This window comes from Aidingimonas lacisalsi, from assembly GCF_008079445.1.
GTDB lineage: Bacteria > Pseudomonadota > Gammaproteobacteria > Pseudomonadales > Halomonadaceae > Aidingimonas > Aidingimonas lacisalsi.
The window spans coordinates 1-17,135 of record NZ_VRYH01000004.1; the positions used below are offsets into that span (position 1 = coordinate 1).

Here is a 17,135-nt window from a genome sequence, read left to right on the forward strand (position 1 = left end):
TTCCCATTTCAGCGAGCAAGCCATGTAGCTCGTTGCCCAGTGCCGTGCGGTTGGCGATCGCTCGGGAACGCACGCGATGCATGGCTTGCAGTGCCTGCTGTGGCTGCGTCTTGGGGGCGACCCGAGGCGTGGCCTCGCGAGCCGCCGCCTCAGCGATGCCTCGGGCATCCCGAGCATCGTTCTTGTGCCCCAGCACGAAGGGCTTCACGTACTGAGGAGGAATCAACTGTACCTCGTGTCCCAGCGCTCGGACCTCCCTGGCCCAGTAATGAGCACCGCCACAAGCCTCCATGGCGACGACGCAGCGAGGCAGTTGAGCCAGCGTCGTACGTAACGCCAATCGAGAGACCTTCTTGCTGAACACTTCCCGCCCCTTGTGATCGACCCCGTGAAGATGGAAAACATGCTTGGCGAGATCAATGCCGACGATGCTAATGTTATTCATGGATGGACCCTCTCTTCGAGATGCCGTGTGGTGCCCCATGCACACGCAGATGGCGTTAATCTTCATCTTGGCACATGGAGGGACGGGTCCATCCCATTTCCTACAACCCCACTGCATGGGTTCTTGTAGGAGCGACTTCAGTCGCGATAGGTGCCGGCAGGCACCCGGCAGTGTCACAGAGCAGGGCGTACGCCCTGTAGCGCGGTTGAAACCGCGCCTACGTGGGTTGGCCACCATATGCACCGTAGGAGTACCAGCCTCGATATGGGGTTGTAGGAGCGACTTCAGTCGCGATCCGGCCGTAGGCCGGTAGTCCATTCACCGTTAGTCAAGGTTGTCACCAATGTTTCATCGCTCATTTCTCATGCTCACTACACTGACATGCCTTGGCATGCCTGCGCTTGCCATCGCTCAGCAAAACAACGGTATCGAAGCCGTCAGTTGCCTGGTCGATCCCGGTCGGAGTGCGACCATGTCCAGCCAGGTGCCCGGCATGCTTGACGACATTCGTGTCGATAGCGGCGATAGAGTAGACGAGGGCGAGACACTATTTACCCTCCAGCGTGAGGTGGAACAAGCCAGCCTCGAACTCGAACGCGCCCGCCAGCGTTACGCCCAGCGCACCTTGCAACGCAACCAACGTCTGATCGAAAAAGGCATGCTTAGCGAAAGCGAACGCGACGAGATCGATACCGATGTCGTCGTTGCCCGTCTGCAAGCCAACCTGGCTGAAGCGCGTCTCGGCGAACAGACCGGTGAAGCCCCCTTCGATGGCGTCATCGCCAGCCTGGAAAGCGAAGAAGGCGAATTCATCGACAACACTCCCATTCTCGAGATCGTCCAGCTCGACCCGCTGCGCATCGACCTCGTCATGCCATTGGAAGCCTTCGGCCAGTACGCCACCGGCGACACCCTCGATATTCGCCTACAAGCACCCGTCGACGAGACCGTTACCGCGGCTATCGAACGTATCGACAGCGTCATCGATCCATCCAGCGGCACCTTCGGCATCCGCCTGCGACTCGACAACCCTGATGGCCGATACCCGGCTGGCATCAATTGCCGAATCGCTGACTGAAGAAAGCCGACGCCACTGGTTCAAGTCGCGCCTACCTCATTGATTATGCTGGGGTTCGATGTTGTAGGAGCGGTTTCAACCGCGATGCAGGGCGTAAGCCCTGCTGGACGGGTCGTACCAGACGCCTGATGGCGCCCATCGCGACTCCATACCGCGATGGGCGATGCGTTTAACTGAATTCCAACCACTTCTGCTCTTCATCGGACTGTGGCTGCTTAGGTTCTGCACGCCGCTGGTGGGACAGCGCATGATGCTCCCGTGATTCGGACGTGCTGTTGTCGCTCAGACGGAAAGAGCTGATCAGGGCGGTCAGTCGTTCCGCTTGATGGCTCATTTCGTCGGCTGCGGCACTGCTTTGTTCGACCATGGCCGCGTTCTGTTGAGTCATGGTATCGAGCTCGGTAACCGCTGTGTTGACCTGATTGATGCCACTACTCTGTTCCTGAGAGCCGGCGCTGATCTCGCCAATCATTTCCGTGACTCGATTGATGCTTTCAGTGATATCTTCCATGGTCTGGCCAGCTTTGCGTACCTTTTCGGCACCGGACTCGGTGTTGGCGACGGACGTTTCCACGAGTTGGCGGATTTCACGCGACGCATCGCTCGAACGCCCGGCCAGTGTACGAACTTCTTCGGCCACGACGGCGAAGCCTCTGCCATGCTCTCCGGCACGGGCGGCCTCTACGGACGCGTTCAGCGCCAGGATATTGGTCTGGAACGCGATCGAGTCGATCATACCGATGATTTCGTTGATTCGTGTCGCCGAATCACTGATATCGGTCATGGTCGTTTCGACGTCCTGCATGGCGGATTGGCCATTGCGTGTCACCTCGACACTATGGCGTGCCAGTTCATCGGCCTGAGTTGCCGTATCGGCGGTGTGTCGCACTGTCGACGTGATTTCTTCCATCGACGAGGACGTTTCCTGCAGATTCGAGGCTGTCTGCTCGGTACGCGACGCCAGATCCTGGCTGCTCTTGGCGATTTCGTCCGCGGCGGAGTTGACGCTATAGGTACTCGCACTGACGGCTTGCAGCGTCGTATCGATACGAGCGATAAAGCCGTTGAATTGGGTGGCCAGCTCGCCGATCTCATCGTTGCGACGGCTGTGGATACGGGCGGTCAGGTCACCATCGCCTTCGGTTATCTCCTGGATACGCCCGCTGATTTCGCGAATCGCTTTCGACATCCGGTAAGGACCAATCAGCGCGATGGCCGTTGCCGCCAGGAAAATCAATGCCGAGATCACGATGACCGTCGTCTGTTGTGTGCTGATGCGCTGGACCATGGCCGTTTCCAGTTCGGCGACCTTGGCGTTCGCTGCTTGACCGCCCAGGTCGTAGATCTCGCGCAACGCATTGAAGCGGGTCATTCCCTCTTCCTGGAACAGGGTTCTCGCTTCAGTCGCCTCGCCATCACGATGCAATGCGGCGATCTCGCCGGACACGCTCTCCCACGCTTCGAAACGGCCTTCGAACTCATCGAGTTCCGACACCACCTCCGGATACGCCGCCATGCGTTCCTCGAAGGCATGCATTCGGTCATAGGCTTGCTGGGCATTCTCTTCATAGGTGGCGATGAGTTGTTGTCCGGCCTCGCTGTCCGGATCCTCATCGAGGAATTCCAGCAACGCCATCTGGCCCTGATACAGATCCCGGTCAGCGTTCAAGACATCGGAGATCGCGACATTGAACTCACTGCTGAACGCCGTCATGCGCTCCTTGACCGCATTGACCAGCCGTTCATCCACGGCCACGATCGCCAATAGCGACAGTGCCACAGCGATGAACGCAATGGCGTATTTGACCTTTATCTGATTGAGCTTTCCCAGCATCACTACCCCCTAATATACGTAGAATTGTCATTGGCTTGTAAAAGGGAGATCGGCCGAGAGAGGCAAAGCTTTAGTAGATAAGTCTTTTCTAATCAATAAGTTAGTGACTTTTAAGTGGGATTGCGACGCATTGATGTTCAAATAGGGGCGGCATCGTAGGCGTGGTTTCAACCTCGACCGCGAAGCGGAGCGTTAGCCCTGCCAAGGTGGCACAGTTGAGTGCCTGGCGGCGTCATCGCGACTGAAATCGTTCCTAACTCATTGATTATGTGGGGATCGGCGTTATGGGCGACTTCAGTCGCGATGGGTGGAGCACGATGTCTGTTCGATTCGCTGGATGGACTCGAACCGCCCCTCCGAGGAGTAGCGCAACCGAAACACCCCCTGAACACCATCTTCCGTCACGATCCGCCGCAATGCCGATGCCGGGAACACCACCCGTCGCCCATCCAGACTATAGGCGAAGACGTTCTCCACCCGGCCTTCGTAGTGCGCCAGGCAGGTTTCCTTACTGAGTTCGAGGAAGAGGTCGATAGTGGGCATGCAGCACGACCTAGGTAATGGACTGGAATTCCTGAGAGAAATCATCGCTAATAGGCAAAACGCCTAGCTGCGTTTCACAGAAAGCAAGGAACCGTTCGGAAGTCGCATATAAGATGCCGGAAAGCTGGTGCAGCGTATTGAAGTGTTCGGCAGTTTCCAGGTAATCGGTGTCGTAGTCATGGGCTGCAAGGTTTCTCGCAGCACGACAACGCTGCCAATCCTCGCGAGAGGTGATCACTGCTTCTTTTTCAAAGAAGCCAAGAACCTTCAGGAAGTTGTCACTTGGTTCCCCCGCAAGATAAGCGCAGTGACGCATGGCGGTAGCCAGAGAGTCCTGCAATTTCGCAAAACGCTCATTGATGGCGGCCAGCGTTTCGAAAAGATCGACATCCTTTTTCCTCGTAGTGAGCGTTTCACCTGCCAATGGCCACTGGATACGTTGCTCCGATTGGTAGAGGAAATAAGCGCAACGCTGTATGGCTTCCAGCAATCGGGCCAAGTGTCGTTTCTGAGCTGTGAGGATATCGTCAGTCATGCCACGTTTCTCAGTGGGAGTGCTTGGTTCAGTGCGATGGAGGCAAACGGCGAGGGTGTCGTGCCAGCTTGGTAACATAACACATCGACAGCGATGCCCAGAGCGTCCTCCAGTGCCATGGTCAGTTGAGCACGCCTCAAGCGGGAGACAGGGTATGGCGTGATAACGAGCAAATCGATGTCGCCACCCCGACGGCTATCATCAAGACGAGAGCCATAGACACGCAGGTCGAGATCGTCTCCCAACCACGTTTGGCAGATCGACTGTATCGTCGCGGCCTGTTTCTGTGAGATACGCATGGCGAACACCTGATACGACTGCTGGCTTACAGTTTACCCACCACCACTGTCGTCGGCCAACTCCCGCCGTGCGTTTCGTGCTTGAAGTCATGCCACCCATCTTCAATACTGACCTGACACCGAACAGGGAGTCAGGGGAGGGCACCCCATGCAAATCACCTCGGTAGCCAGCTTTCAACCCTACCAATCGCCGACGGCGACGCCGGTTCGCAACGTACAGGCGACAGAGCATACCAACGCCAGCCGTAGTGGTGAGAATGCCGGTGCCCGTGCCAATGACCTGGCCTGGATTCAAGCCGTACAACAAAGCGACGGGGAGGACGCTTCGGAACCGCTCGATCGGCAGCCGGAAACGAGCCAACCCGAACCGCCCTCGCTGGATGATCGGCTGACTGCTCAACTGATGCAAGCTGATGCGCAAGGCTGGCAGGGCGACGCCACGCGGTACGACGCGCTTCCTTACGAACGGCCCGCCAGCGTTGTCGAAGCGGCAGGCTCGCCGCCCGCATCGGCGACCGATACGCCGCCTGCCAGCAACGATAGTGCCATTGCACTCTACAATGCGCTCGCCGGTAGCGGCGTCACGGCACCGCCAGGTGGAACGTTGAACACGGCAGCATGAATGGTTGATATGAGCGGCCTACCGTAATGGAAGTGGGCTGTTCCAGGAAGTGCGTGATCTCTATCTCTCGCCGGGCACGCAGCGTCGCCTCTCACTCTTCCCTCTTTTGTGCATTATCCGTCATTGCCTGTGCCTGACATCAAGTTTACTTCGCTATTGCCGATAGCGAGTTCTGGGTGTGACTGAACACAAGGGGATGGCGTGGGTGCGATTCAGACCAATTTGGCGGCAATGACGAGCCAGCAGCATCGTCAACAGTCGTTATCCGAGGGAAAAACGGCCATGGAGCGGCTGGCTTCAGGGTTGCGGGTCAACGGCGCCAAAGACGATGCGGCAGGGCTGGGTATCGGCAACCGCATGACCAGTCAGGTCAATGGACACGCCCAGGTTCAACGCAATGCCAATGATGGGGTATCACTGGTTCAGACTGCGCAAGGCGCGTTGAGCCAGATCAACGACCATCTTCAGCGCGTTCGTGAGCTAACCGTGCAGGGTCTGAATGGCACTCTGAATTGGGACGACAGCGACGCTATCCAGGCTGAGATCAATGCCAACCTCAAGGAAATCGATCGCCTGGTCGAGTCGGCGAATTACAACGGTATCCCGCTATTGAACGGTCAGGCCGGAGGCATCGACCTGCAGGTGGGAACCCATGATGGCGAGCAGTTGGGAGTCGATTTATCGTCCCCCGGTTTCAGCGTGGCAACGCTAGGGCTGGAAGACTTCACGGTTGCCGGTATCGAAGGCGAGGTGACCCCCAGGAACACCTTACCTGGACGCGCCCTGGACATTCATGTCGATGCGCCGCATACCGAGCTGAATGTGAGTGGCCTGGCGGCTGGCGTAAGCAATGAGCGCCTGATGAACATGAATCAAGGCAGCGGCGATGGCTCTTACGGCTACTACGTCAGCGGTGAGGAGGGAGGTAAGCCGGTATTTTACGATGCGGATGTCAGTGCGTCGCACGATACCGCAACGGATCAAAGCCAGGTGAATGTCAACGCGAGCCGACTCTACGGCACGGTGGATGAGATACCGGCATCGACCGGCACGACGAGTACCCAGCTTCTGGACAACAATGGCAATACCATCAGTGGTGAGCTGGTGCAAAGCGATGATGGGCGCTACTTGATTGCCGATACCGCCGGCGACGGTGAAACCCGCTACCTGGAAGCCGAGTTACGTTTCGAAGCCGGTAGTGGCAGCCTGACCGCCCAGGCCATCGATGACCAGCCAATGATTGCGGGGGGCGTTTCGCCCGTCAATACGTTGGCCGGGGCAGACGTCACGGACCCCGATGTCAGTGTCAGCTATTATCACAGCGATAACAGCCATCTCTCGCCTTCCGGTCAGGGGGTCGTAGAAGCGGATGGCTTCCAGTATATCGAAAGTGGCAGCACACCGGCCTATTACAGAGTGGACGAAAGTCGTACCGGTGCGATAACGCACGGTAACGGGACAACGACCGTCAATGTGTATGCCGATGACGACATACCGTTACGGGATGGCGGTATCGCCGGCACGAGCGATATCGATCAAACGCCCCAGCTCACTTTGCCGAGCGATGATAGCGAGATCGATTTCCGCGATGCGGGAGGGAATCCGTTGGCATCCGGCGATGTGCGGTTGATGCAGCGTGAATCGGACGACCAGTACATGATCGAAGTCGACGAAGGAGGCGGCGTATATCGCTATCATGAGGCTCGATTGGATGTCGTGCGCGACTCGTCCGGCGATACCTTCACCGTCTCCGCCCTGGGAACCGGCACCACGACGTTTGATGCCAACACGCATGAAGTCAGTACCGTCAGCGGCACGTCGACAGTGACGATCGATCCTCGCAATGTCGAGATCAACTATACCGATGCCAATGGTGAGCACCATCCGGACGTGTTGCGGCAGGGCAGTGATGGCAACTACTACTTTGACCTGCCGGACAGCGAATCCAGTTACGGCAACTTCAAAGTGGCCAGTCTGGTCGATACCGAAGGGAATGACATTCTGATCAAGACGATCAACGGTAACAACGACGTGATCATCTATCATCCGTCCAACCTCGATACCACCTACAACCTGAATGTGCAGACGGATGCCAACGGATTCAGCAACGATGACTCGATCAGTGCCGGCTCGCCACATACCCGTATCGATATTACCGAGGCGGCCCAGGACATCCGCCTGAAACAACCGGCCAACCCGCTGGCGGCGCTCGACCGGGCAATCGGGATGGTCGATAGTCAGCGCAACCAGCTTGGCAGTATGGAGAACCGGCTGGGTTCGGTCATCGAAAGCAGCCGGAGCGTCGAAACTCAACTCGCCTCTGCTCGCTCGCGAATCATGGATGCCGACTATGCCGCGGAATCTGCCAGGTTGACCAAATCGCGCATTCTGCAGCAGGCAGGCAATAGCATGATCGCACAGGCAAACCAGCTACCTCAGAACGTATTGTCGTTGCTGGGTTAGTCTCCGGGCATGGCATGAGCGGCAGGTCGCCGCTCATCACTCGTCTTCCTTCCCCGTTACTATACGCCATACCGCTCGTCTTCCCACGTTCCAAAATTTTTTGCAATTCGCCCTAAAGCTTTCTCGACACCTTCCGATAACAGGAATAACGGCCAACGGCGCCGTTGTGGCAGGCCCGGGAATGGTTGCACCATCGCGGCCCGCCAATGGAGCCACACAAACGAGAGGAAGGACATCATCATGTCTGTAATCAATACGAACATTACCGCGCAAATCGCGCAGCAGAACCTCAGCAACTCGCAAGACGTGCAGACGACAGCGATGGAGCGTTTGTCCTCTGGTCTGCGTATCAACAGCGCCGCCGACGATGCCGCGGGTCAGGCGATCGCCAACCGTATGAGCAGCCAGATTACCGGCCTGGGCCAGGCGCAGCGTAACGCCAACGACGGCATTTCCGTTGCTCAGACCACCGAAGGCGGTCTGAACCAGGTCAACGACAACCTGCAGCGCGTTCGTGAACTGACCGTACAGGCGCAGAACGGCACCAACTCTCAGGAAGACCTTCAGTCCATCCAGGACGAAATCGGCCAGCGTCTGAACGAGATCGACCGTATTTCCGAAGAGACCGATTTCAACGGTGTCAAGGTGCTGTCTGAAGGAAATAGCCTGGAAATTCAGGTTGGTGCTAACGATGGGGAAACCATCGACATCAATCTAGAGGAAATTAACGCTGAGACACTGGGCCTCGAAAATTTCAATGTCAATGGCGTCGATATGGATGGCTTGACTGCTTACGCTGATGGTGATCTTCAGGATGGAGATGGTGAAAATATCTCAGCAGCCGATGTCACGATTACCGATGACACTGGCGGTACGGCATTGACCGGTACCGAACTGCAGCAGGACGAAGACGGTGCTTGGTTCGTTACTGGTGAAGATACTGATGGAAATACCGTCGCCATTTCAGTAGATGAAAGCGACTTTACCTATGACGATGGCAATACAGCCGTCGAAGTAACGGTGAACTCTGAGGAAGATGCATTGTTGGGTGATTTGACTGAAGATCCTCTCGAAACCTTGGATACAGCACTGGGTCAGGTCGATAGCCTCCGCTCTGAGCTGGGCGCTATTCAGAATCGTTTTGATAGCGCGATCAATAATCTCGCAACAAACGAAACCAACCTCTCCGATGCCCGCTCTCGTATCGAGGATGCCGACTACGCTACTGAAGTCTCCGAAATGACGCGTGGACAGATCCTCCAGCAGGCAGGCACATCGGTTCTGGCACAAGCCAACCAGATCCCGCAGAACGCATTGTCGCTTCTCGGATAACAGCATTTCTGAATGTAGTACAGAAGGGGTCGACTGCGGTCGACCCTTTTGCTGTGTAGGGCATGGGTAGAGGTGGAATTGGAGAGTGTGCCTATCTCAAAAGCTTGGAATAGCGATGTTCGATGGCCGTTTTCAAGGCTTGTGACGTACCATCATGGGTTACGCTGACACAAACTCACTCTGTGATGGTTAATCATGGCAAAGCGTAACGTCAAAAAGAAGCAGAGAGTCAATCGAACGTATGGTATGACGATCAGCCAGGCGCGTAAGATGACGGAAAAAAATCCTAAGTCTCCCGATGGATGGAGAGCTCTAGGACGTCTTCTCATACGAGATAAGCAATATGAAAAAGCACGTCAATTACTTGAATATGCCAGAGAAGTAATACTTGAAGATCATGTGTTGCTGGAACAATTAGGGTATTGCTATCAAAAGCTAGGGAAGCTAGAGTTTGCTGAAACAATATCAGAAGAAGTTTTGAAGTTAAAGCCTAATTCTTCTCAGGCATATTTGATTTTATCCTCGTGTTGTTACGACCGAGGTCACAAAAAAGATGCGCTGAGATATGTAAAAAACGCCGAAAGAATAGCACCGGATGATGTGCGGATGCTGGATCGTTTAGGCACGATTCTGTATGCGTTGCATCATTATGAAGAAGCGTCGGAAGTTTTTGAAAAACTAATACAGAAAGATCCAAGAAACTTTAGTCACTGGAATAATGCGGCCAATGCACGCCGTGACCTTGGTCTACTAGATGAGGCTAATACCTATTATCAACGTGCAGTTGATCTCGCAGGTACTGTTTCGTCCCCTTATTCCAACCGGTTGACGTTATTGCATTATCTTCCGGATATTAAGCCGGAGACCATTTTTGAGGTATGTCGTGAATGGCAACCGCGTTTTGCACCTGCTTCTCTACCTGATCGACCGGTGCCATGTAACAAGAAGATGAACCGCCGTCTTCGTCTTGGTATGGTTTCCGATGGGTTCAATCGTCACCCGGCGGGCAAGATGATAATTCGGGCACTGGAAAACCTTCACTGCCATGATTTCGAATGTTTTGCCTATAGTACGAATGGCAAGGTTGATTCGCTGACAAAGCGCATTCGATCAGCCATCAGTCACTGGGAAAATATAAATCACCTGACAGCAGAATCCTTGGCAGAGAAAATACGGGATGACAAAATCGATATCCTTGTTGATCTGTCCGGCCATAATAGTGGTAACAGGATGTACACAATGGCTTTGCAGCCTGCGCCGGTGATTGTCAAATGGGTTGGCGGACTAATCAACACCACGGGTGTCAAGGCCATCGACTATCTGCTATCGGATTCTGTTGAGACTCCTGAGGGAGTCGATGGCCTCTATACTGAAAAATTAATTCGTATGCCGGATGATTATATTTGCTTTGATATTCCAGACAAGGTGCCTTCGGTTTCTAGCCTACCGGCCAAAGATAATGGTTATATCACTCTCGGGTGTTTTAATAATCCAACTAAAATCAATGAAGTCGTTTTCAAGGAATGGGCAAAGATCATGCATCAGTTGCCTGATTCACGGTTGTTTCTTAAAGGTCGTCCCTATGCGAGCGACTCGTTCTGTGAGCGGCTGTATCAAACGATGGAGTGCCATGACATAGCGAGGGAGCGACTGATTATCGAGGGCCCCGGCAGCAACTATGAGTTGTTGGAAGCCTATAACCGCATGGATATCGCTTTGGACCCTTGGCCCTACTCCGGTGGACTGACGACTTGTGAAGCCTTCTTGATGGGTGTGCCTGTCGTTACCATGCCCGGGCCGACCTTTGCCGGTCGCCATAGTGCCACCCACCTGGTGAATGCCGGCATGCCGGAGTTGGTGACGAATAGCTGGGATGAGTACCGGGAGCGTGTTCTGGAACTGGCCGGCGACCTGGATAGCCTATCGACCATACGCCAGCATCTGCGTGAGGTGCTGACTAAATCGCCGGTGTGCGACGGCCCGCGTTTCGCCAAGCATTTTACGACGGCCATGCGAGCGATCTGGCAGCGCTATTGTGAGGATAAAGCACCGGCGGCATTGACCTTCAACAAGGAAGGGCAAGCCTGGTTCGACGATGAGGATGACCCCGTTCATATCGAGCCGGTACTAGACGATGCTGCGGATTCGGATGATTCCGGCTTTCGCTTCCAGTTCGAGGGCAAGGTCATCGCCATCGACAATGGTGGCGAATTGCTGAACCATGCCGCGACACAACAGATGCTGTCGCTGAATGCGTTCGAGGTCATTACTTTTGACCCTCGTAGTGAGGCTTTGCAGCATTCATTGATCCAGCATGAGGGCGTACACCATTACCCCAATACCTCATTGGGGGATGGGCAGCCAGCAACGCTCTACACGTGCCTTGACCCATCGATGACGGCTACGTTACCGCCGCTGCCCTCGGAAGACCTATCGGATGAGCAAGCCCAAGGCGCCAAGGTATTGGCACAGTTACCGCTCAATACCATTGCGCTTGACAAGATAGAAGGGCTGCCATCGTTAGATTGGTTAGTTCTGGATGATCGTTGTGATGCCGGGACGATACTCGAGAATGGCAAAACAGCCTTGAAAGATACGCTGTTGATCCAGGCGCGTATTACCTTTCAGCCGACACATGAAGGACAGACAACGCTGGATAAAGTGACAGCATGGGCACAGAACAACAGCTTTCTTTTCTATCGTCTTAACAATCTTCAGCACAAGAGTCATCTCCCTGCGCGAGATGACTTGATCCGCCACCAAGCGACGGAGTTGACGCATGCAGATGTGCTGTTGCTGCCTAGTCAGGGACGAATGGAATCTATAGACGACAACCAAAAGATGAAATTAGCTTTCCTACTGCATACAGCCTATGGCATGAAAGACATGGCTTATAAAATCATCTCCATCGTGGATGAGGAAAAAGCTGATGAGTATCTTATTGGAGAACAGTTGGTTTTTCGAGAACAAACAAAGATAGATGACGTCAGCAGCCACGACCCGGATGATGAAGACGATACGATAGCTGATGAAATCGACAAGTTATTGGGGAGAACATAACTATGCTTCCGATTGTACAGTCTGATCCTAAAGAGAATGTATCGAGTGATGAGAAACAACGTGAAAATCAAGATAGTGATTTTCTCAAGCTGGTTAAAACAGCCAAGAAGAGTGAGCTTAGAGCTCTTGCCAAGATATTGATGCCATATATTGCAGAGGCTGAACTTAAGCAGGTGAGGGTATGGGGTGATAGAAGTCGTATTCATTTGGATAAAGCAACGATCTCTGTTAATGACCTTTTGATAAATACACGATCAGGCCATGTGACAATTCATGAAAATTGTTTTTTTGGCCATCGTTGTATGTTGCTTACAGGCAGTCATGATTATACGAAAACAGGTATGGATAGATTAAAAGCGGTACCTGATAGCGGCAATGATATTGAGGTGGAATCAGGAGCATGGCTTGGCTCAGGTGTTACTGTCCTTGGCCCTGCCAAGATAGGAAGGAATGCAGTAGTGGCTGCGGGAAGCCTGGTCACTAAGGATGTTCCGGAAAATACGATAGTTGCTGGTAATCCTGCAAAGCCTGTAAAGAGAATTGATGGGAAAGATATATAAAATGAATTCAAATAAAAATTTAATATTCGCGGTCACTCATGGTCGTACAGGGACCACGATGGTTACTGAAGTTTTCAAAATATTTGATAACGTAAGATCAGAGCACGAACCGGAGCCGAATTACGCAAGCGTTTTCCCACATGTGAAATCTGACCCTAGAAATGCGATCAAATTTCTTGAAAAAAAGCTATCTACGATAGATTCTTTTGATGAAGAAAATTATATTGAGACAAGTAATGTTTTTGGTAAGGGGTTTTTGATTCCTTTGCTGAGGATGGGGCGAATGCCGGGCTTGCTCTTTTTGAATAGAGACTTTAGGGAAACTGCACGAAGTCTTTATGTACGTGGAAGTATTCCTGTACGCTCTAAGATGGGAAGACATTTTTCTGCAGACCCATCGGTACCTGGGAGTCTACCTATTTTTTCTCCTGAGTCCTTATCAGACTACCAGATGTGTTTTTGGGGGGTTTTGGATTCGTACTATAGACAGCTTCAGGCTGAGAGTGTTTATAAAAAAGAAGGAGGGTGTTATTGTTGGGTGAATGCATCAGATTTTCATGATTTTGAGAAAGCTGTGAGTATAGGCTCTACTTTTGGTCTTGGTGTATCTGACAAAGAATATGCTAAAAAAATGCATTCTGAAATCGTTGGTGTTCATCATAACCCGAACAAGGGTAAGCGCAACACCAGTGAAGTGTCTGCTTTTTCGGAAGAAATAGAAGTCATTGATAGGGTCGCATTTTATGATCCTGAATTTGTTGAGTCTTGTCTATCTTCGAAATATTTGAGTAGTGATGTCGTATCGTATCTTCGCCAAGATTGATTGGTTTGATTTTATGACATTAAATTTTAATGGTTTTTTATAAAAATCGATTTTGTTGTTGAAATTGCGTAGGGTGTCATCCTTGTCATGTTGCGAGCTTGGTGAGGGGATTGACAACGTCTTCGTATGGGGGCGGTTCAAGTTTCAGCAGGTATTGCCGATATCCGCCTAGCAGAGGGAATGGAATAGGGGCTTATGGAGGCCTAGTCCATCGGGCCTCCTTGGTTTCACAGCGGCTACCGTTCACGGCATCTTGACGGCGTGGAGGTGTCGTTTTTGTCAGACGGGTGGTTCACCGTCAAAACCTTACACATATAGAAAGATCCATTTAATGACCCTGACAGAGCACAATATCACCCCTCGCGACCTTCTTGACGACATCCTCCCCAAGGTCAAAGCGACGGAGCGTGTCGTCAACAACACGCTCAAGTCGATGCTGGAGGAAGCGTCGGACGACCCGGCGGAGCGGCGGCGGCTGGAAAACCAGGTGATGGAGTTCGAACTCGAGATCACCATGATCATGATGAACCTCGAGCACCTGATGAACCGCTATGCCACGGCGTTCCAGGAAGTGACCGATTCCGGCCATCGCCGTTCCGGGCCGGTGTTGGAACTGGATCAACACGAGGTCGTGGCAGTCGATAGTGCTCGGAAGCTGTATGAGCGAATACAGGAATTGCAGCGCGCTAATACATCGCCGGATTGAGCGATGCGTTGACAGTCACTGGTCATCATTCGCTCAAGCTTCCTGCCACTGTGCGACTGTTCCCATCGACATGAACATCTTGTGGGGGGAACACTCAAGGAAGAGGAGCATTCAAAGAGAGTGTCCGAAACCCTTGGCCGGAAGACGTTCCGGCAATGAACGCAGCTCTGCCAGTGGCATGGGCCTTGCAAATCGGTAACCCTGTAGCAGGTCGCAATGTCGGCGGACCATGTCCTGCTGCTGCGCTTCGGTTTCAATGCCTTCGGCAACGACCATCATCTCCATGTGGTGTGCCATGGTGATGACGCCTTGGACGATAGCGGCACTGCGAGGGTCGGACAGTGTGTCAGCGATGAAGCTGCGGTCGAGCTTAACCTTGTGTGTTGGTAAGTCGCGCAGGTAACTGAGACTGGAAAAGCCGGTCCCGAAATCATCGATCGCCACACGGACGCCGATAGCCTTAAGCGTCTCCATCATGTCGATGACCTGGGATGCGCCGTCCAGAAATACACTTTCCGTGACTTCCAATTCCAGTTGATTCGGCGGTAAGCCCGTTTCTTCCAGTATTCGGCGTACCTCATCGAGGAAGCCATCGCGGTGAAACTGCAACGAGGAGATGTTCACGGCGACCGGCAATATTCGCTCTTCCTCCGTGCGGAACTGTGCCATTTCTAGGCAGGCTTGGCGAAGCACCCAGCGTCCCAATGGGATGATCTGGCCGGTGCGCTCGGCCAACGATATGAACTCGTAAGGTGTTATTAAGCCGCGGCTAGGGTGGTGCCAACGTACCAGGGCTTCTACACCGCAGACACGTCCGCTCGTGGTTTCCACCAGCGGTTGGTAGTACAGTTCAAATTGCTCTTCGTGCAGCGCGGTATGCAAGTCATGTCGTAATAGTACACTGTCCTTGATGCTTGCTACCTCGCGATCCCGATACCATTGCCAGGTGTTGCGCCCTTGCCGTTTGGCTTTCTCCAGGGCCAGGTCAGCATGCTGCATCAACTCGTGGGGTTGATCGAGCGTGATGTCGTTACAGGCGATGCCAATGCTGACGCTGATATGAAGGCAATGGTCATCGACTTCGAAAGGCGTTGCCAACGTCTCCAGGATACGATCTGCCAACTCGACGACCTGCTCGTGGCTATCGCACCCCGTCAGAAGCAGACCGAACTCGTCACCTACCAGTCGTCCCAGCGTTTGCCCTTCGCTGACCAGCGCGTGAAGTCGTGTAGCCACCTTGGCCAGCACCTTGTTGCCCAGATGATGACCTAGGCCATCGTTGAGAGTCTTGAAGCCATCCATGTCGAGATACATCACTGCCAGCAGCTTCTGATGCTGCTGACTGTAATGGAAGGCCTCTGACAGGCGGGCATCGAAGGCCGTACGATTGGGCAGGCCGGTGAGCAAGTCATGACTCGCTTGATAGGCGATCCGGGCGTCCTGCCCCTTCTGGCGGGTAACATCCTGCTGGATGCCAATAAAGTGAGTGCAGGTCCCTCTGTCATCAAAAACGGGGCTGATCACCAGTTGATTCCAAAACGGCGTGCCATCCTTACGGTAGTTGAGCAGTGTCACTTCAACATCACGCTGATCGCGTATCCCGTGACGGATAGCATCGACAGCCTTGAGGTCAGTTTCGGGGCCTTGCAGGAAGCGACAGTTGATTCCAATGATTTCCTCATGCCCGTAGCCGGTCATGGTCGAAAATATGGGATTGGCATAGGCAATTGGCATGTCGGGCTTGCAGGCATCCACCATCAAGACGCCGTTCGGGCTAGCATCAACGCCACGCTTGAGCAGGCGCAGCTCGTCGGTTTGTTGTTTACGCTGGGTGATGTCGCGGCAGATGCCGTAGACGCCAACGATTTCGCCGTCGATGATCACCGGGAAGTTGGTGATCTCCAGATAATAAGGGTGTCCTGAGGCGTGCGTGCCCATGGTTTCGTAGGTGATGGCTTCACCCTGACGTGCGGTATCGAAGGCGGCTTGCGTCAGGTCCCGGTAGTCGGGGGTGATGAATTGGTTGAAGTGCAGGCCTACCAGATCGGCTTCGGAGTAGCCGGTAATTCGTTCGAGGGCGGCATTACCACTCTGGAAACGGCCTTCCAGGTCGAACGAATAGACTCCGTCCGGATGATTGACGAACAACGAGTGGTGCCACTCGGATAGAGTACGATGCGCCTGTATATCACGGTCGCGGATCAATGCCAGCGCAATCAGCGCCGCCGCTTGGCGCAGTCGACGCTTGTCGTCTACGGTAGGCTTTTCAGGAGAACTGTAGTAGGTGTCAAAGGTCCCCAACAGCTCTCCATTGGCAGTCACTACCGGGCTTGACCAGCAGGCGCGAAGTCCCTCGGCCATGGCCGCTTCCCGCAAGCCTTCCCAGCGAGGATCGGTCGTGATGTCCTCGGTGATGATGATACGGCGTTCGAAGGCCGATGTGCCGAAGGAAGCGACACCGGGTCCGATTGGCACGGCTTGGAGCCGTTGTATATAGCTCTGAGAAAAGTGCTTGCTGGGTACCAGGCTCAATGTGCCTTCGTCGGGGTCATGGCGCATGAAGACTATGGTGGCACTGGGAAGCAGCAGGCTCAGCCAGTGGGCGATGGCATCGAGAGTGTCTTCAAGAGGATGCTGCTCGGCGATCAGCTCATGAATATGCTGCTGTGCCTTCAATAGCTCATACTCGTCGTGCATTAAGCACTCCTTGTATCGTTGAGCTTGTCCAGTCGCATTAGACGCCTCATGTATGTGGTCACAGCTATCGCATCTAGCCATGGCAAGATCGGTTGCAGCAATCAAGGAAAGAGCGTCCCTGTTATTCAGGGCATCGAC

At 53.7% G+C, this 17,135-nt stretch carries 14 protein-coding genes; 8 read left to right on the forward strand and 6 right to left on the reverse strand.

Annotation, left to right across the window (positions count from 1 at the left end; translation table 11 throughout):
• Positions 1 to 445 (reverse strand): IS110 family RNA-guided transposase (locus tag FVV99_RS18530; protein ID WP_161598982.1); only part of this gene is annotated, 445 nt, incomplete at its 3' end.
• 343 nt (positions 446 to 788) lie between these two features.
• On the opposite strand from FVV99_RS18530, the gene FVV99_RS09020 reads away from it, so the two are divergent.
• Complete coding sequence (locus tag FVV99_RS09020; RefSeq protein WP_148253759.1) at positions 789 to 1,523, forward strand: efflux RND transporter periplasmic adaptor subunit; 735 nt, start codon at positions 789 to 791, stop codon at positions 1,521 to 1,523.
• Between the two features lie 169 nt (positions 1,524 to 1,692).
• On the opposite strand, the gene FVV99_RS09025 is transcribed toward FVV99_RS09020, so the two are convergent.
• The 4 genes from FVV99_RS09025 to FVV99_RS09040 form a co-directional block, all read right to left on the reverse strand.
• Positions 1,693 to 3,357: a methyl-accepting chemotaxis protein gene (locus FVV99_RS09025; RefSeq protein WP_148253760.1), complete on the reverse strand. Its 1,665-nt coding sequence runs from the start codon at positions 3,355 to 3,357 to the stop codon at positions 1,693 to 1,695.
• A 294-nt stretch (positions 3,358 to 3,651) separates the two neighbouring features.
• Positions 3,652 to 3,900 (reverse strand): DUF2835 family protein, encoded by a 249-nt coding sequence (locus tag FVV99_RS09030; protein ID WP_148253761.1) that lies wholly within the window; start codon positions 3,898 to 3,900, stop codon positions 3,652 to 3,654.
• Positions 3,901 to 3,910: 10 nt separating this feature from the next.
• Positions 3,911 to 4,435 (reverse strand): hypothetical protein, encoded by a 525-nt coding sequence (locus FVV99_RS09035; RefSeq protein WP_148253762.1) that lies wholly within the window; start codon positions 4,433 to 4,435, stop codon positions 3,911 to 3,913.
• Positions 4,432 to 4,734, reverse strand: coding sequence for a nucleotidyltransferase family protein (locus FVV99_RS09040; RefSeq protein ID WP_148253763.1), 303 nt, complete (start codon positions 4,732 to 4,734; stop codon positions 4,432 to 4,434). Before FVV99_RS09040 ends, FVV99_RS09035 begins: the two co-directional genes overlap by 4 nt.
• 148 nt (positions 4,735 to 4,882) lie before the next feature.
• On the opposite strand from FVV99_RS09040, the gene FVV99_RS09045 reads away from it, so the two are divergent.
• The 7 genes from FVV99_RS09045 (at position 4,883) to FVV99_RS09075 (ending at position 14,300) form a co-directional block, all read left to right on the forward strand.
• Positions 4,883 to 5,356, forward strand: a complete 474-nt coding sequence (locus FVV99_RS09045; RefSeq protein WP_148253764.1) for a hypothetical protein — start codon at positions 4,883 to 4,885, stop codon at positions 5,354 to 5,356.
• 201 nt (positions 5,357 to 5,557) lie between these two features.
• Positions 5,558 to 7,819: a flagellin N-terminal helical domain-containing protein gene (locus tag FVV99_RS09050; RefSeq protein WP_148253765.1), complete on the forward strand. Its 2,262-nt coding sequence runs from the start codon at positions 5,558 to 5,560 to the stop codon at positions 7,817 to 7,819.
• A gap of 240 nt (positions 7,820 to 8,059) precedes the next feature.
• A complete protein-coding gene (locus FVV99_RS09055) occupies positions 8,060 to 9,151 on the forward strand; it encodes a FliC/FljB family flagellin (RefSeq protein ID WP_201745061.1) in 1,092 nt (363 codons plus the stop codon).
• Positions 9,152 to 9,346: 195 nt separating this feature from the next.
• Positions 9,347 to 12,211 (forward strand): O-linked N-acetylglucosamine transferase, SPINDLY family protein, encoded by a 2,865-nt coding sequence (locus FVV99_RS09060; protein ID WP_148253767.1) that lies wholly within the window; start codon positions 9,347 to 9,349, stop codon positions 12,209 to 12,211.
• Positions 12,212 to 12,213: 2 nt separating this feature from the next.
• The gene (locus FVV99_RS18990) at positions 12,214 to 12,771 is read left to right on the forward strand and encodes an acyltransferase (protein ID WP_148253768.1); all 558 of its coding nucleotides are present in this window, start codon (positions 12,214 to 12,216) and stop codon (positions 12,769 to 12,771) included.
• Entirely contained in the window at positions 12,755 to 13,594 is an 840-nt protein-coding gene (locus FVV99_RS09070; RefSeq protein ID WP_161598983.1) for a hypothetical protein, read from the forward strand. The genes FVV99_RS18990 and FVV99_RS09070 overlap by 17 nt, the downstream gene beginning before the upstream one ends.
• Positions 13,595 to 13,925: 331 nt before the next feature.
• Positions 13,926 to 14,300, forward strand: coding sequence for a hypothetical protein (locus FVV99_RS09075; protein ID WP_148253770.1), 375 nt, complete (start codon positions 13,926 to 13,928; stop codon positions 14,298 to 14,300).
• A 111-nt stretch (positions 14,301 to 14,411) separates the two neighbouring features.
• Here FVV99_RS09075 and FVV99_RS09080 read toward each other — a convergent pair whose 3' ends face one another.
• The gene (locus FVV99_RS09080) at positions 14,412 to 16,997 is read right to left on the reverse strand and encodes a sensor domain-containing phosphodiesterase (RefSeq protein WP_148253771.1); all 2,586 of its coding nucleotides are present in this window, start codon (positions 16,995 to 16,997) and stop codon (positions 14,412 to 14,414) included.
• Positions 16,998 to 17,135: the final 138 nt, after the last annotated feature.

Coding starts and splice junctions, on each gene's coding strand:
- FVV99_RS09020 (WP_148253759.1), top strand. CDS start 789: ATGTTTCATCGCTCATTTCTCATGCTCACTACACTGACATGCCTTGGC.
- FVV99_RS09025 (WP_148253760.1), bottom strand. CDS start 3,357: ATGCTGGGAAAGCTCAATCAGATAAAGGTCAAATACGCCATTGCGTTC.
- FVV99_RS09030 (WP_148253761.1), bottom strand. CDS start 3,900: ATGCCCACTATCGACCTCTTCCTCGAACTCAGTAAGGAAACCTGCCTG.
- FVV99_RS09035 (WP_148253762.1), bottom strand. CDS start 4,435: ATGACTGACGATATCCTCACAGCTCAGAAACGACACTTGGCCCGATTG.
- FVV99_RS09040 (WP_148253763.1), bottom strand. CDS start 4,734: ATGCGTATCTCACAGAAACAGGCCGCGACGATACAGTCGATCTGCCAA.
- FVV99_RS09045 (WP_148253764.1), top strand. CDS start 4,883: ATGCAAATCACCTCGGTAGCCAGCTTTCAACCCTACCAATCGCCGACG.
- FVV99_RS09055 (WP_201745061.1), top strand. CDS start 8,060: ATGTCTGTAATCAATACGAACATTACCGCGCAAATCGCGCAGCAGAAC.
- FVV99_RS09060 (WP_148253767.1), top strand. CDS start 9,347: ATGGCAAAGCGTAACGTCAAAAAGAAGCAGAGAGTCAATCGAACGTAT.
- FVV99_RS18990 (WP_148253768.1), top strand. CDS start 12,214: ATGCTTCCGATTGTACAGTCTGATCCTAAAGAGAATGTATCGAGTGAT.
- FVV99_RS09070 (WP_161598983.1), top strand. CDS start 12,755: ATGGGAAAGATATATAAAATGAATTCAAATAAAAATTTAATATTCGCG.
- FVV99_RS09075 (WP_148253770.1), top strand. CDS start 13,926: ATGACCCTGACAGAGCACAATATCACCCCTCGCGACCTTCTTGACGAC.
- FVV99_RS09080 (WP_148253771.1), bottom strand. CDS start 16,997: ATGCACGACGAGTATGAGCTATTGAAGGCACAGCAGCATATTCATGAG.